General features: G+C 45.5%; 23 protein-coding genes. 11 read left to right on the top strand and 12 right to left on the bottom strand.

The window, feature by feature from the left end:
- Positions 1–156 precede the first annotated feature (156 nt).
- The 3 genes from IUA53_RS04300 to IUA53_RS04290 all read left to right on the top strand — a co-directional run bounded on the left by IUA53_RS04300 (position 157) and on the right by IUA53_RS04290 (position 8,117).
- Positions 157–1,200, top strand: coding sequence for a response regulator (locus IUA53_RS04300; RefSeq protein ID WP_044448469.1), 1,044 nt, complete (start codon positions 157–159; stop codon positions 1,198–1,200).
- 42 nt (positions 1,201–1,242) lie between these two features.
- On the top strand, positions 1,243–6,825 hold the full coding sequence (locus tag IUA53_RS04295; protein ID WP_082052926.1) for a response regulator: 5,583 nt from the start codon (positions 1,243–1,245) through the stop codon (positions 6,823–6,825).
- A gap of 170 nt (positions 6,826–6,995) precedes the next feature.
- Positions 6,996–8,117 carry an alkene reductase gene (locus IUA53_RS04290; protein ID WP_044448471.1) on the top strand — a complete coding sequence of 374 codons (1,122 nt, stop codon included), beginning with the start codon at positions 6,996–6,998 and terminating at the stop codon, positions 8,115–8,117.
- A gap of 84 nt (positions 8,118–8,201) precedes the next feature.
- Here the strand turns inward: IUA53_RS04290 and IUA53_RS04285 are convergent, their stop codons facing one another.
- Positions 8,202–8,648 (bottom strand): SRPBCC family protein, encoded by a 447-nt coding sequence (locus tag IUA53_RS04285; protein ID WP_044448472.1) that lies wholly within the window; start codon positions 8,646–8,648, stop codon positions 8,202–8,204.
- 272 nt (positions 8,649–8,920) lie between these two features.
- On the opposite strand from IUA53_RS04285, the gene IUA53_RS04280 reads away from it, so the two are divergent.
- On the top strand, positions 8,921–9,904 hold the full coding sequence (locus IUA53_RS04280) for a D-2-hydroxyacid dehydrogenase (RefSeq protein ID WP_044448474.1): 984 nt from the start codon (positions 8,921–8,923) through the stop codon (positions 9,902–9,904).
- Positions 9,905–9,918: 14 nt separating this feature from the next.
- Here the strand turns inward: IUA53_RS04280 and IUA53_RS04275 are convergent, their stop codons facing one another.
- The 4 genes from IUA53_RS04275 to IUA53_RS04260 form a co-directional block, all read right to left on the bottom strand.
- Positions 9,919–10,491, bottom strand: a complete 573-nt coding sequence (locus tag IUA53_RS04275; RefSeq protein WP_044057962.1) for a glutathione S-transferase family protein — start codon at positions 10,489–10,491, stop codon at positions 9,919–9,921.
- A 140-nt stretch (positions 10,492–10,631) separates the two neighbouring features.
- Entirely contained in the window at positions 10,632–10,976 is a 345-nt protein-coding gene (gene erpA, locus IUA53_RS04270; protein WP_044057963.1) for an iron-sulfur cluster insertion protein ErpA, read from the bottom strand.
- A 111-nt stretch (positions 10,977–11,087) separates the two neighbouring features.
- Positions 11,088–11,402, bottom strand: coding sequence for a helix-turn-helix transcriptional regulator (locus tag IUA53_RS04265; RefSeq protein WP_044448477.1), 315 nt, complete (start codon positions 11,400–11,402; stop codon positions 11,088–11,090).
- A 12-nt stretch (positions 11,403–11,414) separates the two neighbouring features.
- On the bottom strand, positions 11,415–11,849 hold the full coding sequence (locus IUA53_RS04260; RefSeq protein WP_052806710.1) for a hypothetical protein: 435 nt from the start codon (positions 11,847–11,849) through the stop codon (positions 11,415–11,417).
- 348 nt (positions 11,850–12,197) lie between these two features.
- Here IUA53_RS04260 and IUA53_RS04255 point away from each other — a divergent pair, with 348 nt between their 5' ends.
- The gene (locus tag IUA53_RS04255; protein WP_044449725.1) at positions 12,198–13,019 is read left to right on the top strand and encodes a polyphosphate kinase 2 family protein; all 822 of its coding nucleotides are present in this window, start codon (positions 12,198–12,200) and stop codon (positions 13,017–13,019) included.
- A 6-nt stretch (positions 13,020–13,025) separates the two neighbouring features.
- On the opposite strand, the gene minE is transcribed toward IUA53_RS04255, so the two are convergent.
- The 4 genes from minE to IUA53_RS04235 form a co-directional block, all read right to left on the bottom strand.
- Positions 13,026–13,280 (bottom strand): cell division topological specificity factor MinE, encoded by a 255-nt coding sequence (gene minE, locus IUA53_RS04250; protein WP_044057965.1) that lies wholly within the window; start codon positions 13,278–13,280, stop codon positions 13,026–13,028.
- The gene (minD, locus tag IUA53_RS04245) at positions 13,280–14,089 is read right to left on the bottom strand and encodes a septum site-determining protein MinD (protein ID WP_044057966.1); all 810 of its coding nucleotides are present in this window, start codon (positions 14,087–14,089) and stop codon (positions 13,280–13,282) included. Before minD ends, minE begins: the two co-directional genes overlap by 1 nt.
- A 29-nt stretch (positions 14,090–14,118) precedes the next feature.
- Positions 14,119–14,862 (bottom strand): septum site-determining protein MinC, encoded by a 744-nt coding sequence (minC, locus tag IUA53_RS04240; RefSeq protein WP_044448479.1) that lies wholly within the window; start codon positions 14,860–14,862, stop codon positions 14,119–14,121.
- A 231-nt stretch (positions 14,863–15,093) separates the two neighbouring features.
- Positions 15,094–16,470, bottom strand: coding sequence for a class II fumarate hydratase (locus IUA53_RS04235; protein ID WP_044448481.1), 1,377 nt, complete (start codon positions 16,468–16,470; stop codon positions 15,094–15,096).
- A gap of 336 nt (positions 16,471–16,806) precedes the next feature.
- Here IUA53_RS04235 and azu point away from each other — a divergent pair, with 336 nt between their 5' ends.
- Entirely contained in the window at positions 16,807–17,256 is a 450-nt protein-coding gene (gene azu, locus IUA53_RS04230; RefSeq protein ID WP_044057969.1) for an azurin, read from the top strand.
- A gap of 64 nt (positions 17,257–17,320) precedes the next feature.
- Positions 17,321–18,517, top strand: a complete 1,197-nt coding sequence (locus IUA53_RS04225; RefSeq protein WP_044448483.1) for a putative manganese transporter — start codon at positions 17,321–17,323, stop codon at positions 18,515–18,517.
- Here IUA53_RS04225 and IUA53_RS04220 read toward each other — a convergent pair whose 3' ends face one another.
- Entirely contained in the window at positions 18,518–19,243 is a 726-nt protein-coding gene (locus IUA53_RS04220; RefSeq protein WP_044057971.1) for a DUF6776 family protein, read from the bottom strand.
- A gap of 108 nt (positions 19,244–19,351) precedes the next feature.
- On the opposite strand from IUA53_RS04220, the gene IUA53_RS04215 reads away from it, so the two are divergent.
- The 3 genes from IUA53_RS04215 (at position 19,352) to IUA53_RS04205 (ending at position 21,741) form a co-directional block, all read left to right on the top strand.
- Positions 19,352–21,028 (top strand): chloride channel protein, encoded by a 1,677-nt coding sequence (locus IUA53_RS04215; protein WP_044448484.1) that lies wholly within the window; start codon positions 19,352–19,354, stop codon positions 21,026–21,028.
- Between the two features lie 3 nt (positions 21,029–21,031).
- On the top strand, positions 21,032–21,460 hold the full coding sequence (gene hemJ / locus IUA53_RS04210) for a protoporphyrinogen oxidase HemJ (protein ID WP_044057973.1): 429 nt from the start codon (positions 21,032–21,034) through the stop codon (positions 21,458–21,460).
- A gap of 80 nt (positions 21,461–21,540) precedes the next feature.
- Positions 21,541–21,741: a hypothetical protein gene (locus IUA53_RS04205; RefSeq protein WP_044057974.1), complete on the top strand. Its 201-nt coding sequence runs from the start codon at positions 21,541–21,543 to the stop codon at positions 21,739–21,741.
- Between the two features lie 14 nt (positions 21,742–21,755).
- On the opposite strand, the gene IUA53_RS04200 is transcribed toward IUA53_RS04205, so the two are convergent.
- Positions 21,756–22,415, bottom strand: a complete 660-nt coding sequence (locus IUA53_RS04200) for a UPF0149 family protein (RefSeq protein WP_044448485.1) — start codon at positions 22,413–22,415, stop codon at positions 21,756–21,758.
- A 187-nt stretch (positions 22,416–22,602) separates the two neighbouring features.
- Between IUA53_RS04200 and IUA53_RS04195 the strand changes: the two genes are divergently transcribed.
- Positions 22,603–23,799, top strand: a complete 1,197-nt coding sequence (locus IUA53_RS04195; RefSeq protein ID WP_044448486.1) for an Nramp family divalent metal transporter — start codon at positions 22,603–22,605, stop codon at positions 23,797–23,799.
- Positions 23,800–23,888: 89 nt separating this feature from the next.
- Here the strand turns inward: IUA53_RS04195 and IUA53_RS04190 are convergent, their stop codons facing one another.
- The gene (locus IUA53_RS04190) at positions 23,889–25,037 is read right to left on the bottom strand and encodes a MalY/PatB family protein (RefSeq protein ID WP_196898484.1); all 1,149 of its coding nucleotides are present in this window, start codon (positions 25,035–25,037) and stop codon (positions 23,889–23,891) included.
- Positions 25,038–25,094 lie beyond the last annotated feature (57 nt).

Here is a 25,094-nt window from a genome sequence, read left to right as displayed (position 1 = left end):
ATCATTGTCTGCTTCCCCTTCACTAGGCTAAACTTTATACTAAAGTCGAATCTATCATCACCTTCCAAGCAGCTTCGTCACTTCAGATTAAACGCAGTGCAAATAACACAACCTGTTTGACTTGTTTAATAAACGCATGAAAAAGGAGATTTCGCGTTGTCAGGAGAAAAGAAAACCGTTCTGGTTGTAGACGATACCCCGGAAAATATCGACCTACTATCAGCTGTACTTAGCCCTTATTTTAAAGTTAAAGCTGCCATGAACGGTGCCTTAGCGATTAAAATTGCGCAGGGTAAAAACAAACCCGATATTATTCTCCTTGACGTCATGATGCCCGACCTAGACGGCTATGAAGTTTGCCGCCGCCTAAAAAAGGATGTGTCTACCGCCGCAATTCCTGTCATTTTTGTCACCGCAAAAAGTGAAATTGAAGACGAGCAAAAGGGCTTCGATTTAGGCGCTGCCGACTATATCGCCAAACCAATAAGCCCGCCCATCGTCGTGTCGAGAGTTAAAGCTCAGATTGCACTTTACGATCAGGCGCGTCACCTTGAAGCACTTGTTGCACAACGCACAGAAGACTTGCACCACACGCGTCTTGAGATTATTCGTCGCTTAGGCAAAGCAGCAGAATACAAAGATAACGAAACCGGCATGCACGTTATTCGCATGAGTTACTTCAGCAAATTCCTCGCTGAAAAATTAGATGTGTCTGAAGAATGGATAGACCTTCTTCATAACGCTGCCCCTATGCATGATGTGGGAAAAATAGGTATTCCTGATTCAATTTTGCTAAAGCCAGGCAGGCTTGATCCGCAAGAGTGGGAGATCATGCAAAAACATGCGCAGCTCGGATGCGAAATTATCGGCGATAGTGACGAGCCCTTGCTAAATATGGCTAGAGAAATCGCGCTTTATCACCATGAAAAATGGGATGGAAGTGGTTACCCTCAGGGTATAAAAGGAGAGGCTATTCCGCTTTCTGCACGAATTGTAGCGATTACCGATGTATTTGATGCGCTAACGAGTGAGCGCCCCTACAAAAAAGCGTGGAGCGAAGAACGCGCAATTGCACTGATAGAATCTGAAGCTGGTAAGCATTTCGACCCTACTCTTGTTCCCCTGTTTTTAGAATGTTTAGAAGAAATTAGGGAAATACAAACACGTTTCGGCGACGAGATATTTGCAGCGCACAAATAAGGTGTTCGTCATGCCCACCGACATTCACGCGAAGAAGAGCCCATGATGCGACATTTCCCCTATCGCACTGGCAGTGCATATATCGTAAGGGCAATGATAGCCATTTTGCTATTTTGTTGCGCTTTGCTTCCCGTGCATGGTCAACAAAAAATTGAAAGCCTTTCTCTTCACGACGGCCTACTTAACCCCCAGGTTTACGATGTCGCTAAAGACGAGCAAGGCTTTATTTGGTTTGGGACTGCCGACGGTGTAAAGCGTTACGACGGCTACACATTCACCTCATTTCGACACGATAAAAATACCCCTTCCTCGCTGTCAAATAACAGTGTTGGCGCCATGCTCATCGACAGCAAAAATAGGTTGTGGATAGGCACCTGGGGAGGGGGACTAAACCTCTATCAACGAAAAACGCAAAACTTTAAGCACTTCTTGCAAGATGAAGAAAACCCGTCGTCATTAGGTGGGAATAAAATCCAAGCTATTTTCGAATCGCGTTCAGGGCAAATTTGGATAGGCACCAATGGTGGGGGCTTAAACCTGTTTAACGACGTCGACAATACCTTTGTTAGATTTGAACATAACCCTAATGATAAAACCTCACTCGGTCACAACCGCGTTTGGAGTATTGCCGAGGATCCTAGCAATAATATCTGGGTTGGCACCTCTGATGGGCTGTATAGAAAATCCCGTTATACCACCCAATTTGAACGTTTTGGTGATACGCCTAATGGCCTAGATCACCCAGAAGTACGAGCGATTTATATTAATAAAAAAGGGTATATGTGGATAGCGACACGCAATAGTTTTGGCCGCTTTTATCCTAAATCTAATCGCTACGCTCCCATTGAGTTCCCTGCTGGAGCCATACCTAGCGTCACTAAAATTACCCCTTACGAAGATGCGCTGCTGCTTTCTACCTTTGCCGGTATTTTTAAATTCAATACCCGCAAAGCCACTTTCGAGCCCGCGGCTGAGAATGGTGATTGGGCATTGTTAGACAACCGCGACGTCCGGCAAGTTATGGTTGAATCCTCCGGTCTGCTGTGGGCGGCCACCCGCTACTCAGGGATAAAAAAAGTGTTTCTAAACCCACCTCGCTTCCAGGGTTGGACAAATATTCTAAGCAACCAAATGTTGTCGGGGTTGTTTTCGCAAATAATTTCTATGGCGCAAAAACCCAATGGAGAAATGTGGCTGGGTACAGGAAGAAGCTTGGTTAATTTCGACGGTATATCTAAATTTACCCCACAGATGTCACAAGAAAATTTAGACAATTTGAATCGCCTTCGTATTGATAGCATGACCTACGATAACAACGAGGGGCTATACCTAGGCACCGACTTTGGTCTTTATTATTTAGCCACCTCTTCCAGTGATTTAGAAGAAATAGCCTTAGACTGGGCTGGCGGTTTAAACAACACGGTTGAATGGGTGGCGCACGACGCTGAGGGTTGGCTATGGTTGAATTTAGCCAAGTATCGCCATGTAGTGCGCTGGAACCCTAAAACGAACGAAGTGCAGCGTTACCTTGATGAAGTTGATGCGGAGTTCACTTTTATTGACAATCAAAATAACGCTTGGGTGGGCACCCAAGGAGAAGGCTTGTTTCGAATTGACCCATCAACGCAAGGGGTTATCAACTACAACGCTAATGACGATGCAAACACCTTAAGCAGCAACCATATCAATGCGGCTATGCAGGCAATTGACGATACTATTTGGTTCGCGACTAACCGCGGCTTAGAAAAATATACGCCGTCTACAAAGTCATTTGAAACCATCAGTTTAGATATTGATGGTGTAGGGTTCGCGGTACTGTCTTTGGTGCAAGACCGTCAAGGAATGCTGTGGCTAGCCACCTCGAAAGGCATCTATCGGCTAAACCCTAATACTCAGGAATTTCAGTATTTTACCACTAACGACGGTTTACACAGCAATACTTTCCTCCCCCGCTCCGCCTTGTTAGCCTCTGATGGTTTTATTTATTTTGGCAGTATTGATGGGCTTACCGGCTTTAACCCTAATGCCGTTAGTGCCAACGACGCAATTCCCCCGCTCGCCATTACTGGCGTTGAAATAGACGGCGAAGAAGTGTTTCCCGTACCCACGTCTTTGGTACTTCCTAACGACTATAAACAATTAACCATAACGTTTGCAGCTCTCGATTACCATGCGAGTGAAGATAACCAATATCGCACCCGCCTAGTCAACTACTATGATACGTGGAGTGACATAACCGATCGCTACACAGTGTCTTATGCGCGCATGCAACCTGACACCTACCTTTTTGAAGTGATTGGCAGTAATAACCATGGTACCTGGAACCTTAAACCGCAAACCTTAACACTGATTGTACCGCCCTTATGGTATCAAACACTGTGGTTCAAAATATTAGCCCCACTTAGCCTATTACTGCTTATCTACGCTTTTTACAAAAACCGGCTTAACAAGCATTATGCAACCGAGAAATACCTCTCTGCCCAAGTAGAGCGAAGAACGCGAGATATATTTGTACTAGGCGATGTAGGGCGCGACCTCGCTGCCACTACAGATACAGAAAACATTGCGAAACTGCTGTTTCAGCAACTCGACCAAGCCCTTGAAGCGAATAGCTTTATGGTGGGCCTATATCACCCGCAATCCCATCAAGTGAGTTTTATTTTCACCATGGTTGACGGCCAACGTAGTCAACCGACATCCATTGATACCAATCAATCTAATGACCCTGTCGCTTGGACAATCAATTGCAAGAGAGAGTTTATTGCACAAACAACAGAACAATGGGAGCAGGCCGGATTAGCGCCTTCGCAATGCTTTAATGGTGAACACACCCAATCGGCGGTATGCCAGCCGCTAATGGCAGGAAACACCTTGCTAGGGGTAGTCGCCATCTATGCAAACGCGCCAAACGCATTTGACACATCACAAGTAAATATCTTTCGCATTGCCTCAAGCTTTGCGTCTGTTGCCATATCAAACAGTCTGTCATTTAAAGAGTTAGCTGAAGCAGAACAACGATTAGAGCTGGCTATGACGGGCGCGAATGCCGGTACCTGGGAATGGGATCCTGCCAGCGATACCTTGATTACCAACGCGGTATGGGCCTCGATGCTTGGCTATACCAAGGATGAGCTAGCGTCTCGTTATGGTGCAGATACGAATATTCTTCCGTTTTTAATTCACCCTGATGATAAAGAAAAGTGCGAACTTGGCTTAAAAAGGCACCTGAGCAACGAAACACATGATTACCGCTGCGAGTATCGTATGCAATGTGCTGATGGTGCATACAAATGGGTGCTGAGCGTAGGCCGCGCAGTCAGAGAAAACAGCGACACTCACTCCCTTAAAATGTTTGGTATTCACCTTGATGTGAATACAGCCAAAGCCATGGAGACCGCGTTAAAAGAAGCGAAAGAAAAGGCAGAAAGCGCAACACAAGCTAAGTCAGATTTTCTTTCCAATATGTCCCATGAAATTCGCACGCCCATGAATGCTATCATAGGCATGAGCCACCTTGCCTTACAAACCCAATTGAATGCAAAGCAGCAAAACTATATTGAGAAAGTGCACCGTAGCGCCGAGTTACTGCTGGGAATTATCAACGACATCCTCGACTTTTCTAAAATTGAAGCGGGTCGTTTAGAAATTGAAGAAATTCCGTTTGAGCTAGACGACGTGCTCGAAAATATGGCAAACGCCATCGCTTTTAAGGCCGATGAAAAAGGGATAGAACTTTACTTCGACATAGACAATGACGTACCCAAAACCTTTATTGGAGATCCCTTAAGACTAGGCCAAATTCTACTAAATTTAGGAAATAATGCGGTTAAGTTCTCCAACGAAGAGGGGGAGATAGTTGTCGTGGTGAAACTACGCAACGAAAACCACTCACATTGTTGCCTTGAATTTTGCGTGTCGGACAACGGCATAGGCATGACGCCGGAACAAAAAGGGAAATTATTCCAATCCTTTAGCCAAGCAGATTCCTCTATTACACGAAAATATGGCGGCACTGGGCTTGGACTCGCAATATCAAAAGATCTTGTGGGGCTAATGGGCGGAGACATTTGGGTTGAGTCTGAAATAGATAAAGGCAGTCAATTCTTCTTTACCGTTAATTTAGGCTACAGAGAATCAGAAAGAACCAATATACAACATAGCGTAAAACCACACTTAAATATCCTGGTCGTTGACGACAGTGAAACCGCCAGAGAGGTATTGCATAGCCAACTCACAAGCTTTGGCATCCAACATAAAGTGGTTAGTAGCGGTCATGAAGCCATTACTTTGTTAGAACAACAACACATACAGCCCTTTGATTTAATTCTTATGGATTGGAAAATGCCACACATGGATGGGCTCGAAACCGTGGCTCAGATTCGTCAACACGCTTCAATTTGCTATCAGCCTAAAATTATCATGGTGACTGCATTTAACAGTAACGACATGGAAGAAGAAACCAGACACCTTGATATTGAGAATACGTTAACCAAGCCTGTTACCGCGTCCACGTTATTAGAGGCCATATCACGCAGTGTCGGGGTAAATAAGGTCGCTAAGACCAGGTTAAAAAGTGCCAATGACAATACCGCCTTTGCACACATTCTTGGCGGCCTACACCTACTTCTGGTTGAAGATAACGAGATGAACCAGGAATTAGCGTGTGAATTACTTGATGCCGTAGGTGTAAAAACAACGGTGGCTGAAAATGGTGAGGTAGCACTCACGCTACTGGAAAAACACAACGTTGACGGCGTGCTAATGGACTGCCAAATGCCTGTTATGGACGGCTATTCCGCCACTCGAGAAATTCGCAAAAAAGCAAAATATCAAACGCTGCCTATTATTGCCATGACAGCGAATGTGATGGCCGACGATATCGCCAAAGTTAGCGCCTGTGGCATGAATGCCCACATTGCAAAACCCATAAACGTGAGGGTGATGTACGAAACCCTTAGCCGTATTTTAGTGCCGTCAAAGATTCATGCTATTACTGAAAATAATGACCCCGAGCACGTTGAATTCCCTGTTAATTCTATTTCTGGCGTGGATCTTCAAAAAGGGCTTTTATCCGCCAATTACAATGTTGCACTTTATCAAAAGCACCTGCTGAAATTTGCCGAAAAATATCGGTATTTTGCGCACACGCTGAAGACATCGATAGAAGAACGTCGTTACAAAGATGTTACCCGTGAAATCCATACATTGAAGGGGTTAGCGGGCAGTATTGGGGCACAAACATTATACCAAGACGCAGAGATTCTGGAACGTAAGTTAAATACCAATATCCACATCGAAGCTGATGAAGCCACAGCCACCATGCTAGAGAGTTTGCAACGTGTGGTTTCATCCATTGACGCTGTCGACGCGCAGCTCACTGCGACAGAGTCCCTGCAAAACGACAGCATTGATGTTGAAACATTTACCGCAAGATTACACCAACTGCTCGACTTACTTGACGATTATGACACTGAAGCAGTAGACGTGGTGGAAGAACTCAACAGAAATGCAAAAGGCCTGTCCTGCGAAGTTATCAGTGAGCTTGAGTGCATAGCAAAAGCGCTGCGGCTGTACGACTTTGAAACTGCAACTACCCACGCTAACAAGCTTCTTAACATTGTGTAGTCACAGATCCCAGGCCCCCCTTGATGGTAGTTTTTTCAAGCCCCCTCAATATTCAATTTCACACTATGAAAGATATTTTTGCACTCACCTTCACCATTGAATCAATCCAAGAAGAAGCCATTTAAGTAATCACTACATGTTAAATAAAACCGCATATAAAGGATTACAAAATGACAGACTCTGCTCTTTTTCGCCCACTGACATGGGCCGATAACAGCCTTAACAATAGAATGGTTCTTGCACCTATGACCCGAGGCCGTGCTGGCAGTGATCGCATCCCTAATAAAATAATGGGGGATCACTACGTACAGCGAGCTGATGCAGGATTAATTATTACCGAAGCCACCGCAATTTCAAAAGAAGGAATAGGTTGGGTAGATTCACCGGGGATCTACACTGACAAAATGGTTGATGGCTGGCGTTCAGTGGTTGATCGCGTCCATGAAGTGGATGGCAAAATAGTGCTTCAGCTATGGCACACAGGCAGAGCATCACACAGTGACTTCCATGACGGTGCCCTTCCCCTTTCTGCTTCTGCTATTGCTATTCAAGGGGATGAGATTCATACCCCAAAAGGTAAAAAAGCGTACGAAGTGCCAAAAGCGATGTCGTACGATGATATTCAGCGCACGGTTAATGATTATAAAAAGGCCGCCGTCAATGCGAAAGCCGCAGGCTTCGACGGTATCGAAGTGCATGCTGCCAATGGCTACCTGATCAATCAGTTTTTGGACAGTCGTAGCAATCAACGTGATGACAAATACGGCGGGAGCCTTGAAAATCGCTATCGTTTTTTACACGAGATTCTCGATGCCGTGTTCGATGTATGGCCTGCGGAAAACGTAGGGGTTCGCCTTTCTCCCAATGGCGTGTTTAACGATATGGGCGCCGACGACTTCAGAGAAACCTTCACCTACGTGGCTCAGCAGTTAAATAAGCGCAAGCTGGGTTACTTGCATGTCATGGACGGCCTCGCATTTGGCTTTCATGAGCGGGGGGAGCCTATGTCACTGGCAGAGTTTAGAGCGCTTTATGATGGTTTGTTGATAGGCAATTGTGGTTACACTAAGGCAGATGCCGAACAGCGTATTAATGATGGCGATGCAGACATGATTGCGTTTGGCCGCCCTTGGATCACCAATCCAGATTTACCCACCCGATTTAAACACGACTACCCATTGGCGGCATTTGATGACCCGTCTACTTGGTACGGTGGAAGTGAAGAAGGGTATACAGATTTTCCCACCTATCGCGAGAAAACGGGTAAAGACGCGATGACTTCTCTCACCTGATGTCAGGCTTAGGAAGATTAAGTGCGCTAACGGCTTTTTCATTGGCAGTTAGCGTACCTTCAATTCGTTAAACTGGTGTTCTGATTAATTAAAGTTCGATGTTTCGCTGGCTAAAACAGCCAGCTTTTCTAAACAAGACATCCATGCATATTGATGCTGATCTGTTTCATCTTGATTGGCAAAGCCACTTTGCATGACCACCAGTCTAACCTGACCATCATTCACCGCTTCAAAATGAACATCTACCGCTGTCATCACTGAGTCTTCCAAGTTATCTTCCCATGCCCAGGAAAATGCAAGCTTCTCGTTTGCTAACACGGTCACGTATTCGCCGGTCAAGGACATTTCTGTGCCATGGGGTTCTAGCATTTTAATGCGGTAACGGCCACCTTCTTTAAAATCACTCATAACCTGGGTTACGCTGCAATCGCCTGGAGCAAACCATTCTGATAAATATTCAGGCTCGTGAAAAGCTGCGTAGATAAACGGTAAGCTTCCGTCTAATGTGACATCTATAGTAAATTGATGCATGAAAACACCCTTAGTGCTGATACAACGAAAAAATCCCGAGCCTGTGAAACTAATAGGCTCGGGTGAAGGAGAACATCTTCATTGTTTTTATCGGCATGGTTAGGAAATAACTTAACCACACATTTGTTAGACTTTTTGTTATATCGCCAACGCTAAAAACAACAACTTGAAGTCAAAAATATAACGAGATATCCCATTGCGTTAAAGGACTGTGTCGTTAATCATCGTCATAACAAGAGGAAAGATGAGTTTACCGTGGAGTATTTAAACCAATGACACGCCCCTTTTTACCCGCTTTGCCTATCACCATTTTAAGCCAAAACGCTGACGCCATACGCACAGCACTCCATACTGCTATGAAGAAAAACAGCTGTTTAAAAGCAGGGCCAGAAGTGCTGATAAGACAAGCCACAGACACCCCTTCACAGATTAATTGTGACGCCGTTGAGGTCATGATTGCCGACCCAGATTTAGCCGCACAAATTATTCCTGACTGCACAAATTTAACCTGGTGCCAGTCTACCTGGGCTGGGAACGCGCCTTTGCTTAACGGAGGCAAAACCGACTACACCTTAACCGCACTAAGAGGGGTATTTGGGCCGCTCATGCGTGAATATGTCTTTGCTTACCTTTTGCAACATGCAAGAAACCTCGACGGATTTGCTGAACAGCAAGCCGCTACGCCCCCTCGGTGGGAATCGGCTACACGCATGCCTTTGCGTGGGCAAACACTAGGGATAATAGGCGTGGGAGATATTGGCAAAGCGTTAATGCCGGTGGCACAAAGCTTTGGAATGACAGTGATTGGTGTCTCGCGAAGTGGTAACGCGGTTAAGGGGGTTGAACGCATGTATGCCACCGCAGAACTTCACCAGTTTGCCCAACAGGCAGATCATGTGGTTAATCTCATGCCTGACACGCCGGGCACCTATGGGCGACTAAACGAAGACTTTTTTGCCTGTTTAAAGCCTCACAGCATCTTTATTAATGCAGGCCGTGGAAACGCAGTAGATGACGAAGGGCTTCTTAGCAGCCTCGACAAGCACCATCTTGCCCATGCTGTGCTAGATGTATTTACACAAGAACCTTTGCCTAGCTCACACCCTTTTTGGCGCCACCCTAAGGTAACCGTTACCGCGCACACAGCAGCAGAGTCTCGCCCTGCTGATGTGGCGAGCGTGTTTCTCGACAATGCCACACGCTTTGCTCATGGTGACACATTGCTGTACCAATGTGATTTTGCAAAAGGATATTAAGCCTTTCTGAGTCACTAATCTCGTGGGTTAGTGGCCGTAATTTCAATTCGGTCTTGGTGTTTTTCATGAAATTCCAGTAACTGAGGATAGGCTTTCATGTCGTGTAATTCTCTAAACAACACCCAGTCAATCATAGTATAAAGGCATATTTCAGGGTAACTCCAGCCACTGAAGCCACCTTGACTTAACTGCTCAGAAAGGGTGGAAAGTACTGCTTCAATCCGCTCGTTTTGTAAGCTGAAGTATAATTTGTCTTGGGTTATATCTATATCAGAGCGCTTCAATAACATCAGCTGTACAAAAGAATCGTTAGCGGCGTCGATTAGTGTCAGCTGGTTTTCTTCTTCCCAACTCAGCCCGTCATGGTCTAACTTTTCTGCTAAATAGTTGTAAATGACACGAGAGTCGAAAATCATTTCGCCATCATCTTCTAAACAAGGCACTTTTAATGTGGGGTTGCGAGACGCTAAAAGCGCTCTATCTTCACCCGAAAAAATCTGCAAATTTAAGAATTCATGCTCTGTTGAAAATAAAACAATACGAATACGGCGAACATAAGGAGAAGTGGTTGAACCATAAAGTTTCATAAAATACGTCCATAAATTGAACTAGCTTAAGAAACCAGTGTAGCCAGATAAAATGAAGATTGGGAAATGATTTTTAACAAGAAGAAGACAGGCATACGGAATAATACGATGTATGCCTAGTTTTCATTCACTGTCGCTGACTACACGCTAAAGCTAGCGCCACATCCGCATGTGGTGGTGGCATTGGGGTTTTCAACCAAAAACCGTGACCCTTCTAACCCGTCAACGTAATCCACCACGCCGCCAACTAAGTATTGTAAACTCATGGGGTCGACCACGAGTGTTACGCTATCCTTTTCGATAGTCATATCGCCGTCGTTAACTTTTTCATCAAATGTGAAGCCGTATTGAAAGCCCGAACATCCACCGCCAGTCACGTACACACGCAACTTTAGGTCGGGATTCTCTTCTTCTGTCACAAGGGCTTTAACCTTCGCTGCCGCTGCATCAGAAAACTCAATTGGCAACGCTGTTTCTACAGTCATACCCACCTCTTAATAAACCGAGTGCCTATGCACTTTTGCTTGAGCGCAATTATCTAATACTTGCGTACTGCTAGCAACTATTGGGGCAAAACTTAACGAATCAAGCTTAGTTTACGACATCAGCCAATACATTAACCCAGCTCCTACCATACTCCCTAGCATGAGCGCAGCAATTAACAGCGTCCACATGGGGGCAAATCGTACTTCTGTTTCAGCCTGAGAGCCTTGTGGCGGAATAACCTTTAAGTCAGCTTGATCAATATTAAACACGGCGCACATCGCCATGACTGTTTCGGTCGACGCATTACCGGTCTTTTCAACCCGTTGTACTGTTCTTAAACTCACTGAACATAGGTCAGCGAACGCTTGTTGTGTCCATTGGTACTGCTGCCTAAGCGCTTTTACCCGAGACGCGTTAACTTCCACAATAAGCCCCTCCTAGGCTGGGGCAAACTGCATAAATAAGGCTAGCGCGGCACCACCTATCAGCAAGCCAAAGAGAAAGCCCACTCCAATAATCTTAATAAACGATTTCGCAGAGTCAAAAGCCGCCTTTTCCTGCTTGGCAATTAGCCTGTTGTTTTTGAAAAGACTGCATTCAAGTCGCCCGGTAAGAATATTGTCCATTTCAAAGCTCACCCTGTAGGCCTGCTCTGCGTGGGTAAAAGTGTGGCTACTTTTAACCTTGAGCATTTCTCGCTTATCCGAAACGGGATTATCATTGACGTATACCGTTTCCCGACCAGACCACATAGAGCCATTGACGGCAATGTCTACGCCTTCATCGTTGAAGTAAAACCAATATCCCTCTCTAATACCAGATGTTGCCATTTTCGTTTTTTCGTTGCTTGTCGTATTTGTTGAGTGTGCCATAGTTTTTCCTTTTTCACCTCATCATCTTATTTATTCCCGTTGGCTAATTCATCGCCTCCACGGCCATTCCAACGCCTTTCACCTCACAGATTGCAGCAGACGCTTATTGAGATTGTGCGCTTGCCGCCAAACCGAGTGCCAAGGAATTTAAGCAAGACTTTGATGAGTACCGTGACGACAAACCACCGTCAGTGCTATAGTTTGGCGGTGTCACGTTTGATGACGCCCCTTATGACATCTTATGACACTACCTATTTTCAAAGAAGATTCGAGTTAGCGAGCGCTTACATACAAAAACCAGGCACCGTATTAATAATTGAAGACTACGCGAACCAACGTGAGGATTTTATGGAAGAACACGCCAAGTTATCTGCACCACCTCAGTTAGAGGAAACATTTCCCCCCTCACAATTTGAGCAAAAAGATGACTACAAGCGTGCTCTCGAAGAATGGCAACAAGCCCTTTTTCACGTTCAGCAAGCCTACTACCACCAAAACAAAAGGGCGCTGATTATTTTTGAAGGCTGGGATGCAGCGGGAAAAGGAGGGGCAATTCGCCGGGTAACGGAGCAGTTAGATCCTAGAGGGGTACAAGTCTACCCTATCGCGAAGCCCACTTCCGAGGAAATGAATAAGCATTTTCTCTATCGTTTCTGGATGAAGATCCCCTCACCTGGCACATTTGCAATTTTAGATCGCTCCCATTATGGAAGGGTATTGGTTGAACGTATCGATAACCTTGCAACACAAAATGAATGGCAACGTGCTTACCACGAAATCAACGAGTTTGAAAAAACGTTAAGCGACGATACGGTGCGTATAGTGAAGGTCTTTATGCATATTTCAAAGGACGAACAGCGACGCCGCTTTGAGGAGCGATTAAATAACCCTTATAAGCGCTGGAAGCTGACCAAAGAAGATTTGCATAATAGAGCGAAACGAGAGGAATATATTACCGCCATTAATCAAATGCTGGCTAAAACGCACACCCGCTTCGCACCATGGAAAGTGATAAATGGGGAGCATAAGTGGCAAGCACGGGTAGATACGTTAAAGTACATCACCTCAAAACTAAGTGAAGGGGTAGACATAGCACCGCCGCCATTAGATGCGTCTTTAATCAAAATGGCCGCCTCTCAATTAGATATTGATGAAACAGCCATTCGCTAACAGTGATTAACTGTCAGGCAGCGTCACATTAAGTTCTAACACGCTACAGTCGTCATTGTTATCAAGCTGTACTGAGACCTGGTCGTCAGCAATGGTGACGTATTTACGGATAACCTGAATGATTTCCTGTTGCATCATAGGAAGATAGTCTGGTTCCGTTCGCTTTTTACGCTCATGAGCGACAATGATTTGGAGTCGCTCTTTGGCCACTGCTGCAGTGCTTGGCTTTTGCTTCTTTTTGAGCAAATCGAAAATACCCATTACTTCCCTCCTAATAGACGCTTGAAGAATCCTTTTTTCTCAGCTTCAAGGAAACGATGTTCTACCGTTTCGCCTAATAGACGTTTAACTGCATCTGCATAGGCTTGACCAGCATTGGCTTCTTCATCAAGAATAACAGGTTGCCCTTGGTTCGAGGCTTTTAACACAGACTCGGATTCAGGGATAACCCCAAGTAAAGGTATCGCCAATATTTCCTCAACATCAGCCACACTTAGCATCTCTGCGCTTTCAACCCGAGTAGGATTATAACGGGTTAATAATAGATGCTCTTTCACCGCTTTGCCTTGTTCAGCGCGCATAGACTTGCTTTGCAAAATGCCTAAAATACGATCTGAGTCCCTCACTGAGGACACTTCTGGGTTAGTCACAACAATGGCTTCATCAGCAAAATAAAGTGCCATTTGTGCGCCCTGCTCGATACCTGCTGGGGAATCACAAATAATAAAATCGAAGTCTTCTTTTAGTTCGTCAAGCACCGCTTGAACACCATCGATGGTAAGCGCGTCTTTATCACGGGTTTGTGAAGCGGGTAAAATAAAGAGGTTGTCGGTTCGCTTATCTTTTATTAATGCTTGTTTTAGCGAAGCTTCTTTATTAATCACATTCACGAAGTCGTACACTACGCGACGTTCGCAGCCCATGATAAGATCTAGGTTTCTTAGACCAACATCAAAATCAATGACAACCGTTTTATGACCGCTAAGTGCAAGCCCAGTACTGATTGCTGCACTTGATGTGGTTTTACCCACACCTCCCTTTCCTGATGTCACTACAATTATTTTAGCCATTATTTATTCCTCGACGGCATCTTGTTGTCTCAAGCAATAGGCTCGATATGTAAGGATTCGTCTTCTAAGTAGATTTGAGCGGGTTGCTTCCAGCACGATGTTTTGACTTTGTCGTGCATAATAAATTGCCCCGCAATTGATATGAGTTCTGCATCTAACGACTGGCAGAATACCCGCGCTTGAGTATTCCCTTTCACCCCAGCTAGGGCTCTCCCTCTTAGCGTACCGTACACATGAATATTACCATCGGCTAAGACTTCTGCGCCTTCGCTAACCGCCGCGGTAATCACGAGATCACTGCCTTCCGCGTAAACTTGCTGGCCTGAACGCACAGGTCGATTAACCACTTTCGCGGGCTTAATAACTGGCACTGGTGCGATTTGTGGAGGCGAGGCAGGCTTGGGCGCTTCGTGGTTAGCGCCATCAGAGGCCGTTTTTATGCTTGATGGTTTGAGCGTGCTTTCCGTAAACTTACTTTGGCTAACATCAGCCAAACCAAGGTCGTTAATCACCGACTTCAAATTCAGTGTGTTGCCACGCACTGCCATGGGCTGAAGCTCAAATTTACGGCATAGCGCCACCAGCAATTCTAGTTCGGTGGCAGACAAGGACGTATTTAGATGAAGAATAAGGGATGAACGAGTAAAAAATTGCGGCGCGCTCGCCACTTTTTGGGCAAGTTGCGATTCAAACCTGTCGGGGTCAAATTCGATAACCTCTAACACTATGCTAGTAAGCGTAGTGCCTTTCATTCGAAAGCACGTATCTGTCATTAACTATTCCTGAGTAATTTTTTGCGCACGCACCCATTTAAAGGGCTTTGGCGAGTATGCACTCTACCAAATTCCCCTTCAACGGCAATAGCCAAGTGCGTATCACCTCACTAAGCGCTCAATTAATAGGCAGTTAAATTTTAAACCCGTAATAAATAGCGAAAGCTAAGCAAGTTACACTAAATTCTGCGTACGCCAGCAACAGGTTTTGCTGCGACACACAAACCACATTTACTCGCTATTATCAGTTAGTTTTACTGGGTCTAACAGGGTAATGAGTTCTTCTTTTGGTATATCGGTCATTTCCAATGCCACATCTAGCACAGGACGCTTTTGTTTGTAAGCCGCCTTAGCAATTTCTGCCGCTTTGCTATAACCAATGATAGGATTAAGTGCGGTGACGAGTATGGGGTTTTTCTCAAGCGCCTGATCTAAATTTTCCTGATTCACACTAAAGCCTTTAATCGCTTTTTCCCCCAGTTGGGTGGCGCTTGTAGTCATTAAATGAATGCTCGACAACAAATTGCTCGCAATCATAGGTAACATAACGTTTAACTCAAAATTACCCGACTGCCCACCAACTGAAATAGCGGAATCGTTACCCATCACCTGTGCGCTAGCCATCGCTACCGCCTCCGGAATAACGGGGTTTATCTTACCTGGCATAATGGACGATCCCGGTTGCAATGCAGGCAATGCTATTTCGCCTAACCCCGCTAAAGGACCGGAATTCATCCAGCGTAAATCGTTGGCAATTTTCATCAACGAAACAGCGGTTGATTTTACGCATCCCGACAAGGTAACAGCGTTGTCTTGCGCACTAATGAGGGAAAACACATTTTCCGCTTGTTTAAACGCAATCCCGGTCATATCAGACAGTTCCCGTGCCACTTCTTGGCCAAAATCTGGATGGGCATTAACACCTGTGCCCACCGCTGTTCCGCCTTGCGCCAATTGTTGAATTGAAGGGAGCACTGCATTGAGTGTTTGAATTTGCTGGCTGATTTGTGAGGACCAAGCCCGAAGACTTTGATCCATCCTCACTGGCATGGCGTCCATCAGATGGGTACGCCCTGTTTTACAAAAACAAGCAACTTCGTCGGCTTTTTCTTCAATGATACTCACCAACGCTTTAAGAGCAGGTAACAACCGTTGGCTGACTTCTAAAGCAGCACTGATATGTATTGTGGTGGGGATAACATCATTAGAACTTTGCCCACAGTTAACGTGATCGTTGGGGTGAATATCTTGCTGACTATCTCGCCGGGCAATATGGGCAATGACTTCGTTAGCATTCATGTTGGTACTGGTGCCTGACCCTGTTTGAAACACATCCACAGGAAAATGCTTCAAAATATCGTCTGCTAACAAGGTATCACACGCCTTAATAATGGCAGTCGCCTTACTTTCATCTAACGTGGCTAAGTTTAAATTGGCCTGTGCGGCGGCTTTTTTCTGTAGTATTAAAGCCTGAAGAAATGCCAGCGGCATGCGCTGCCCGCTAATAGGAAAGTTTTGAATGGCTCGTTGGGTTTGTGCGCCATAGAGTGCATCTTTAGGGACGTCTAGTTCGCCCATACTGTCTCGCTCAGTTCGCGTTGCTTTCATGGTTTATTTCCCTAACCGTTAACCTATAAGAAGTGTTGTTATCTTTCTATTAAAAGACTCACTAGTTTGTGAGTTTGTACTACGGAATATCACGCCTTGATCAATCCTTAAGCCCCAGCGGCAAACGTAAACCACTATGGCGCCTCCCCCTATTCACGCCCACCCCATATCCAAAACCCGGCGGACAGCATCTAGTATCAAACGAAACAAGCTTAATGATAATCATTAGCATTAACAGTGATCTCATAGTATGCTTGATTCGTAACGTTAAACAAACCTAGTTCTGAATGCGATATTTCTTCGTTTGTAAAACCACCCATTTAAGGATTTTCGACCATGTTAAAACGTTTGTTATTTTGCGCTAGCACCTTACTCGTTTCACAATTTAGTCTGGCTGATGAGTGTTCAACCACTATCGAAAGTAATGATGCTATGCAGTACAACAAAAGTGAACTTGTTATTCCTGCCACCTGTGAAGACTTTACTGTCACCCTGAAACACACGGGAAACCTCCCTAAGCAGGCAATGGGCCATAACTGGGTAATGACCAAAGAGGCTGATGCACAGCCGGTGGCCACTGCAGGAATTAGCGCAGGAATGGAAAACAATTATGTTAAGCCTGACGATGAACGTGTTATTGCCGCCACTGATATTATTGGCGGCGGTGAATCAACCTCTACCACCTTTTCAGTGAAGGGGCTAAACAAATCTGACGCCTATCTTTTCTTCTGCTCTTTCCCAGGCCACATTGGCATTATGAAGGGCACAGTGACCTTTGAAAGTTAGTGTTTTTTATTGAGAAACGGTTAGCCGTTTCTCTTTTCCTCAAAAAGGCAATCCAGTGACATCAATGACCACGACCTCACGCACCCTGCTGTCAGTGATTAATCAGCACCCTTATTTGATAAACAAGCGGGTGATACTGCCCGTCATCTTGTCGGTATTACTGGGGTTAAGCGCGACTCGTGAAGTCACAATCGCGGTACTGGCAGACGCTTACTTTCAGGTTGCCGCATTCGTTTATGCTTCGTTAGCGCTTTACTACCTTGCTACGTTAAGAATATCGGCAGAAGCGATAAGCCGATTTATGAACCAACATCCAGTTTATGAAGTTGGGCTGGCTGCATGCCTTGGTGCCCTGCCCGGCTGCGGCGGTGCCATTATCGTCGTCACTCAATACACCAAGGGAGTCACTAGCTTTGGGGCGGTGGTGGCAGTATTAACAAGCACCATGGGGGACGCCGCATTTCTGCTTTTAGCGCAATCCCCCATTGACGGCTTAACCGTTATGGCAGTAGGCGTTGTGGTAGGAAGTCTTACGGGTTTAGTAGTCAACAAATTTCATAACTACAAACCGTCTGACACCCTAAAGAATACGGTTGTCTCCGAGACATCTCTATCAAGTGAAAGTGAGGCGAACCTCAGCCTTGGTGATAACGTTAAGCGAGCATCGATTAAGTTTTGGATGGCGGTAGCCATACCTTCTTTAGCCATCGCCTTAGGCATTGCCCTTCAACTTCCCGTTCATCAATACCTTGGGATATCAGCAAAATCCCTTGGATATATAGGCGCAACACTCTGTTTTATTGGCATTTCACTCTGGGCATTTAGCGGCTCATCTACCGGTTACGCTTCCATCACAAAAGAGGAGGCTATTTCGCCCCCGGTAAGCTGGCAAGAAAAGTCAGCCCTTGATACCCAATTTGTGTTGGCTTGGGTAGTGGTTGCCTTTTTGCTTTTTGAACTGTCCATATTGTGGTTTGCTATCGATATTACCCAACTGTTTCAAGGAATGGGCTTAGGCTTAGTGGCATTGGCCATTGTGATTGGTTTTCTTCCTGGTTGCGGGCCACAAATTCTCGTGACCACGTTATACCTCAATGGCGCCATTCCCTTTTCAGCCCAATTAGGCAATGCTATCAGTAACGATGGTGATGCGTTATTTCCTGCCATAGCGTTATCACCTAAGGCTGCCATGTTAGCAACGTTTTACTCTGCACTGCCCGCGTTTATTGTGGGTTATGGCTATTACTTTTTGTTCGAGTAGCTACTCTTCTTCCTGATTATTTAAGCCATTTTGCTGCGCCTCTTGCCACGGCACGCTTAGCGTATACTTCCCCTTTCGGGTTTTATACTGGTACACGGTTGTGGTTAGCACAATATCACGGGGTTGCACGTTTTCTGGTAGTTGAATCACTTCATTCACCGCTTGAAAGTACTTAAATCGATAGGCAACCTTGCTTGGCATACTGCCTGTATTTGAGGAATTCAACGTCACTTCTTTACCTTCGCGGTCCCCTACAATTGCAATCGACAAATCGCCTCGAAGCACTCTTTTGGTTTTACTCTGTTGTAATAACACCATGCGAAGCTGATATTGACCCGCCACGTCGGTGGGGTGAATTTGTACCCCTTCCACTGAAAAACCGCCTTGTTCATTCTCTGGTGACATTACCCTTTCATAAAAAGCAATCTTTTCAATCAGTGCTACCTGCGAATTACGCTCTTTAGTTAGCGCAGCAAGAATGTTTTGCTTTTCTTCGCCTTCCAAGGCCAAGGCGATTTCTAACTGATTAACTTTCGTGGTGAGTTGGTTATTTTCCTCTAACAACAAGGCAATGGTATCTGCTTGTGCGAGAACTTTCTGACTATCTCCGGCATCGAGTTTTCTGGCAATCTTGTACCCTAGCGCAATCATTAGCAGCATAAGCAGCGCCATTAAAAGCGACCATTTGTGGTTGCCCAATCTTTGTTTTAATTCGTCTGTTGTCATGGTTATTTTTTGTTAATACTTAACTTGCGGGTGGATGCTGTAGTTAACATTATGAATTGCAAGTGTTTGTGGTAAGCTAATTATATCTCGACATTACATTAACATATCATGCGCCTGCAGGCTTTACGACAAGAAGTCGCTCACCCAAGAACGTCTGTCCAACTTTGCTTACTCGGTATCGTCGGAGGCGTGTGCGCGGCTTCGCTGATCATTCTATTTCGATTGTGTGTGGAATGGCTGCAATCCACGGGGCTTACCACCTTACAAGGCTGGTTTAATAGTGACTGGCCAGCGTACTTACTTCTTCCCTTAGTCAGTGTGGGACTTATCTTGCTAATAGCCTATATTACTGGCTTTAAGCATTATCGAATGGGCATCCCTTTCGTCATCCACCGGGTTAAGTATTACTACGGCCATATTCCATTTAGAACCACAATTAACCAATTTTTCGGTGGTATGTTGGCGCTGGCTGGCGGTTTTGTTGTCGGCCGAGAGGGGCCCTCTGTTCACCTTGGCGCATCAGGCAGTAGCTTTCTCGGGCAATGGCTTCGCTTACCCTACAACAGCATTCGCATTTTAGCCGGTTGCGGCATTGCAGCGGGCATTTCAGCGTCGTTTAATACACCTTTCGCCGCCGTTATCTTTGTGATGGAAGTTGTTCTTCGGGAATATAAAATCCATATATTTGTTCCTGTGATGCTTGCCGCTGCCTGTGGCTCTGTACTTACTCGTATCGTCTTTGGCGAATTCAACGAACTGTCATTTTTGTCGTTTAATGCATTTAGCCAATGGATGTACCTTTACTTAGTGCTCCTTGGTGTTTTGCTAGGCATGTTAGCCACCTTGTTTAACCATCAACTCATGCGCGTAATGACATTTTTCAGACCCGTCTCTATGGTCTGGCGATTAGTGCTGGCCGCTTTGATAACGGGTACCGTTGGAACCTTGTTACCTGAGGCATTGGGCGCCAATTTTGTAGACGTCGAAAAGCTTTTCGACCGCGACCCAGGCACCTTATTATTGTGCGCGATTCTTGTGAGTAAAGTGATTCTCGCGGTATGTGCCATTGGCCTTGGTGTACCCGGCGGCATTATTGGCCCTGTTATGGTCATTGGCATGCTCGCTGGCGCAGTGCTTCTATTGCCTTTATCTTACTTTATCAACGTGCCCGAATTCACCAGCAGTTTCGCCCTTTTGGGCATAGCGGGCATGCTCACCGCGGTACTGCATGCTCCCTTAGCTGCCTTATCCGCGGTAATGGAACTGTCGTACAGCCCGCAAATTATATTACCAGCAATGCTGGTTATTGTGCCTGCGTACGTCACCTCAACACAATTTTTTGGCAATCGCTCTATCTTCATCCGTCAGCTTGATTACCAAAACTTACCCTATGCGATTTCATCCATTCGCGAGGCGTTGGAAAAAACTGGGGTGCTAGCGGCAATGAGCACTGACTATAAGCTGTTTGTTGACGCTCCTGAACAAGCGCTTGAAGAGTATTTGTCGAACAACCCGACAAACGTTGTGATTCAGCAATCAAAATTTGAAATAGATGTGCAGTATAAACTGGTCCAATACAATGTCAGCTTAGAGCATGATGCAAATGCGTTAAGCTATCACCAAATGGAAGGGTTAAACGCGCAAAGTACGCTTCATGAAGTGTATGAGCAATTGAAAAACACCCGTTCTGGCGCTGTTTATATTTACGACCAAGAGTTCAATGATATTATTGGCGTTATTACGTGGAATATCTTACAAAGCTTTTTACAGAAGGCACAGTACTAGTTTATGTATATTTTATGGTTTAAAGCACTTCACATCTTTTTTATGCTTGCTTGGATGGCTGGGCTGTTTTACTTACCGCGCCTGTTTGTTTACCACGCCAATGCAAAATCGCAGGTGGTAAAAGACGAATTTAAGGTCATGGAAAGACGGCTATGGTATTTCGTGACACCCTTTGCGGTTCTGACACTCGTCTTCGGCGTGGCACTTATTGTCAGTTACGGCGCCACGTGGTTTAAAATGTCTGGGTGGTTGCACATTAAACTGCTTTTTTTAGTTGCAATTTACAGCTATCACTTCTATCTATTTAAACTGATGAAACAGTTTGCACGTGATGAAAACAGGCATAGTGCTAAGTTTTATCGCATACTCAACGAAGCCCCCGTTTTACTCATTCTGGGTATTGTTTGTCTTGCGGTAGTTAAACCATTATAAACGCTGAGCGTGAGTGCAAAAATATCACGATTAATTCACACTAAGGATATGCGGTAATTGCAAACGTATAGGGACATATCATGGAAGATAGCAATCAACATTTGAAAACCTTATTACAAAACACGGATAACGCATTTAAGGCCCTTATGCGCGAGCCGGACTCCATAGCGCTGAACCAAGCCTACGATGACGCAAAGGCCGAACTAGATACCTATATGGTGTCACTTAAACATACTCTCTCTCAGCGCCAGGAACAGCAAAAGCATCATCGTGGCCGATAATGCGGGAAAGCGATTTACGTCTTGGTTTGAGTGAAAGTCTCAAATTGGTTAGGCAACGCTGACGCCAATTCCCCTGATAACGTCACATATTCATTTAGCATCGCCGGTAGCTGTTGCCACAATTGTGGAAGGTTTTCCTGCAACATCTTTTTCTGCACGTCATTTCTTTGGGCAAGCGCAAGCTCTACATTGGCAAGTGTAGAGAATAACTTTAAGCACCGCGCGAGGACCTTTTCAGGCGCTTCAGCGTGGGGTGTTTGTTCATTAGGAGGCTGTTTTTCGTACCTATCCCACGCCTCTTGCCATACGCTTTCTAACTGCTGATGTGCATAGAGCAGCCCAGTTAACCATTGCGTCACTGCGGATTGTCGGATATCGGTACCCGGCCTGAAATAGCAAGTAGAGGGAAGGTTAGGGTTACTATCACGCATGGCCATGAGATGTGCGCGCAGCGTATTCATTAACACGTCAGCCAACGCATCCACATCTTGATCCACCATGACACTGGATGATTGCTTGATCAGCCATGGCATCCACGCCTCTGGCATAGGAATTTCAGGCGCCGCGGCTACCGCGAAAATCATACCATCCGCTTCATGCTTACTTGGCAGAACAGCGTGTAAATTTTGATTTTCATAAACCTGAGCTAACGCATCTATAGGCGCTGTATTCATACAAAACTTCCTTCCTAGGGTTGCAAATACCCTGTTGCCACCTGTACCCTTCGCGCCCCTTCTTTACGGGTGACCCAAACAGGTAATCATTAACGAAGTGAAGCACACGACAATAGGGTGAGGTAATGCTATTGCGTGTTCTTCTCCCTATTGTCATGATACCAAAACTTAACCAAGAGTCGTTGACATGGCAAAAGATAAATCTGGATATATCATCGCAGCTGCCTTTATTGGGCCTGGCACAGTGACCACGGCTAGCCTTGCCGGGGCAAACTTCGGTCTTCATTTAGTGTGGGCATTACTCTTTTCTGTTTTCGCCACCATAATGCTGCAAGATATGGCAGCGCGCTTAGGTGTCGCTACCCAAAAAGGGCTGGCTGATGCGATGAAAGATCAGATTGCTCACCCCACCCTAAAAATACTCTTAGTGGCGCTGATTGTTTCTGCTATTGGTATTGGTAATGCAGCTTATGAGTCTGGCAATTTAACCGGGGCGGCTATAGGGCTTAACGCCTTTGCCAATTTAGGCACAGGCACCTGGGCCTTTATCCTAGGAATTTGCGCTGCGTTACTCTTATGGACCGGTCGCTACCAATGGATAGAATCTGTCTTGGTCGCTTTAGTATTCATCATGGCTGGCGTATTTTTTATTACGTTTATTGTGGCTAAACCAGACGTGGTCGCCATGGCGTCACAACTGCTTACCCCTAGGCTAGATAGCGATGTCATTACCACCGTACTTGCGTTAATTGGCACGACGATTGTGCCTTATAATTTGTTCTTGCATGCAAGTCTTGTGGCTAAGTCTAGCGCAGGCCTAGATAAAGATCAGGCTGTTAAGCGTTGCAGACGTCAGTCGGCACAGGCAATCAGTGTGGGTGGTTTAATTACCCTTATAGTGATGGCAACCGCGATGATGGCGTTTTTTAACCATGCCATCACCATGGACGCCGCTAATATGTCTGAGCAACTTAAGCCCGTATTAGGGGATAAAGCCCAATGGTTTTTTGCTCTAGGGTTATTTGCCGCCGGCTTAACCAGCGCCATAACCGCTCCCCTTGCCGCAGCCTATGCTGTGTGTGGTGCTTTAAGTATCTCTGATAACATGAAAGGAAAGGCGTTTCGTGCTGTTTGGTTAATCATTATCCTGGTGGGCGTAAGCGTTGCCATGATGGGCTTTAAACCCTTACCCGCCATTTTGTTTGCCCAAGCCACCAATGGATTACTGCTTCCTATCATCGCGCTGTTTCTATTAATGGTAATGAACAACAAAGAAGCTTTGGGTGAATATCGCAATTCCACACTGAGTAATATTGCTGGAGGATGCGTGGTTGCAACCGTGATAGGACTAGGTAGCTACAAAGTGCTGGGGCTGTTTTTCTAACTATTTCGGCGGCGAGTCTAGGCTACATGAACGAACATGAACGCACCTTGCAAAATGCAGGTGCGTTCACTGATAGGATTACCGACTATTTATTGGCAAAGGCGCGCAAGAATATCCTCTAGCATTTGCTTACTGCAGCCGTAGTTTATGCGAAAGTGATCCGCTTGATGGAAATCTGCGCCCGGTGATGGCCCCACCCCTTTTTGCTCAGCCCAAGTAAGCACGTTATCCACCTTCAAGCCACTAGCGTCTACCCACGCTAAAAAGGTCGCATCAGGCTTTATCATGGATAACCCCTCAATGCTGTTAACGGCCTCAAATACGCGGTCACGATTTTCTTTCAAATATGCTAATTGCGCTTGATGCCAGTCATCACACTCAGTAAATGCCGCCTGTGTGGCAGCTAAACCTAACACGGTCACCCACGGCATAATACCCGCTGCAGCTTGCGTAAACTGACGACGTAACCCTGCGTCTGGAATAACCGCAAACGACGTACCAAGCCCTGCCACGTTAAAGGTTTTACTGGCCGCCATCAGCGTAACGCTGTTATTTTCTAGTTCGCTTACTCGGCCTGCGGGGATATGTGTCTTGCCCGGCTCTAAAATAAGATCGCAATGAATTTCATCACTGCACAAGCGAACATTATGTTGATTACAGATTGTTGCAATTCTATCAATCTCGTCTTGCGTCAATACAGAGCCCACAGGGTTCATCGGATTACATACGATAAACAACTTACATTTAGGATCGGCAGCGTGGCTTTCCAATGCTTCAAAATCAATGGTATAACGAGGGTTTTCTGAGTCGCTATTATCTATCACCGTGCCAATATCCACTCGCTCCAAATCGTTAATTTTAGGCGCAGCTAATAGAGGTGGATAGTTAGGCGTTTGAATTAGCACCTTATCGCCAGGCTCACAATAGGCTTTACATGCAACATTAAATGCGGGTACCACACCTGGGGTCCATACCAGCCATTCAGGCTTAATTTTCCAATCATGTTTGTCGGCAAGCCAGCGGACAACGGCATTCACCGCGTCTGTTTGTTGGGCAGGTAGAATATAGCCTAAGTTACCATGATCTACATGGCGTGAAATGGCATTTAATATGGGTTCAGCACAACGAAACTCCGTATCGGCGACCCATGCTGGGATAATATCCTTCCCGTTGTATTTCTGCCACTTGAATGAAAATGTCTCTTTGCGAGATGGGGTGTCGTCGAAGTTAAAAGTCACACTAGCGTCCTATTACCAATTTAATTAGCCCCTAGTGTAATAACTCAGGCGTAAGGA

The sequence above is a fragment of the Alteromonas sp. B31-7 genome, from assembly GCF_015767655.1.
Classification (GTDB): Bacteria; Pseudomonadota; Gammaproteobacteria; order Enterobacterales; family Alteromonadaceae; genus Alteromonas; species Alteromonas australica.
Note: the sequence above shows the minus strand (reverse complement) of the source record. Positions and strands in the feature narration are given on the sequence as shown.

Bases quoted from the DNA above. Each gene is read 5' to 3' on its own strand.
- IUA53_RS04295 (WP_082052926.1), top strand. From the start codon at position 1,243: ATGATGCGACATTTCCCCTATCGCACTGGCAGTGCATATATCGTAAGG.
- IUA53_RS04290 (WP_044448471.1), top strand. From the start codon at position 6,996: ATGACAGACTCTGCTCTTTTTCGCCCACTGACATGGGCCGATAACAGC.
- IUA53_RS04285 (WP_044448472.1), bottom strand. From the start codon at position 8,648: ATGCATCAATTTACTATAGATGTCACATTAGACGGAAGCTTACCGTTT.
- IUA53_RS04280 (WP_044448474.1), top strand. From the start codon at position 8,921: ATGACACGCCCCTTTTTACCCGCTTTGCCTATCACCATTTTAAGCCAA.
- IUA53_RS04275 (WP_044057962.1), bottom strand. From the start codon at position 10,491: ATGAAACTTTATGGTTCAACCACTTCTCCTTATGTTCGCCGTATTCGT.
- erpA (WP_044057963.1), bottom strand. From the start codon at position 10,976: ATGACTGTAGAAACAGCGTTGCCAATTGAGTTTTCTGATGCAGCGGCA.
- IUA53_RS04260 (WP_052806710.1), bottom strand. From the start codon at position 11,849: ATGGCACACTCAACAAATACGACAAGCAACGAAAAAACGAAAATGGCA.
- IUA53_RS04255 (WP_044449725.1), top strand. From the start codon at position 12,198: ATGGAAGAACACGCCAAGTTATCTGCACCACCTCAGTTAGAGGAAACA.
- minE (WP_044057965.1), bottom strand. From the start codon at position 13,280: ATGGGTATTTTCGATTTGCTCAAAAAGAAGCAAAAGCCAAGCACTGCA.
- minD (WP_044057966.1), bottom strand. From the start codon at position 14,089: ATGGCTAAAATAATTGTAGTGACATCAGGAAAGGGAGGTGTGGGTAAA.
- minC (WP_044448479.1), bottom strand. From the start codon at position 14,862: ATGACAGATACGTGCTTTCGAATGAAAGGCACTACGCTTACTAGCATA.
- IUA53_RS04235 (WP_044448481.1), bottom strand. From the start codon at position 16,470: ATGAAAGCAACGCGAACTGAGCGAGACAGTATGGGCGAACTAGACGTC.
- azu (WP_044057969.1), top strand. From the start codon at position 16,807: ATGTTAAAACGTTTGTTATTTTGCGCTAGCACCTTACTCGTTTCACAA.
- IUA53_RS04225 (WP_044448483.1), top strand. From the start codon at position 17,321: ATGACCACGACCTCACGCACCCTGCTGTCAGTGATTAATCAGCACCCT.
- IUA53_RS04220 (WP_044057971.1), bottom strand. From the start codon at position 19,243: ATGACAACAGACGAATTAAAACAAAGATTGGGCAACCACAAATGGTCG.
- IUA53_RS04215 (WP_044448484.1), top strand. From the start codon at position 19,352: ATGCGCCTGCAGGCTTTACGACAAGAAGTCGCTCACCCAAGAACGTCT.
- hemJ (WP_044057973.1), top strand. From the start codon at position 21,032: ATGTATATTTTATGGTTTAAAGCACTTCACATCTTTTTTATGCTTGCT.
- IUA53_RS04205 (WP_044057974.1), top strand. From the start codon at position 21,541: ATGGAAGATAGCAATCAACATTTGAAAACCTTATTACAAAACACGGAT.
- IUA53_RS04200 (WP_044448485.1), bottom strand. From the start codon at position 22,415: ATGAATACAGCGCCTATAGATGCGTTAGCTCAGGTTTATGAAAATCAA.
- IUA53_RS04195 (WP_044448486.1), top strand. From the start codon at position 22,603: ATGGCAAAAGATAAATCTGGATATATCATCGCAGCTGCCTTTATTGGG.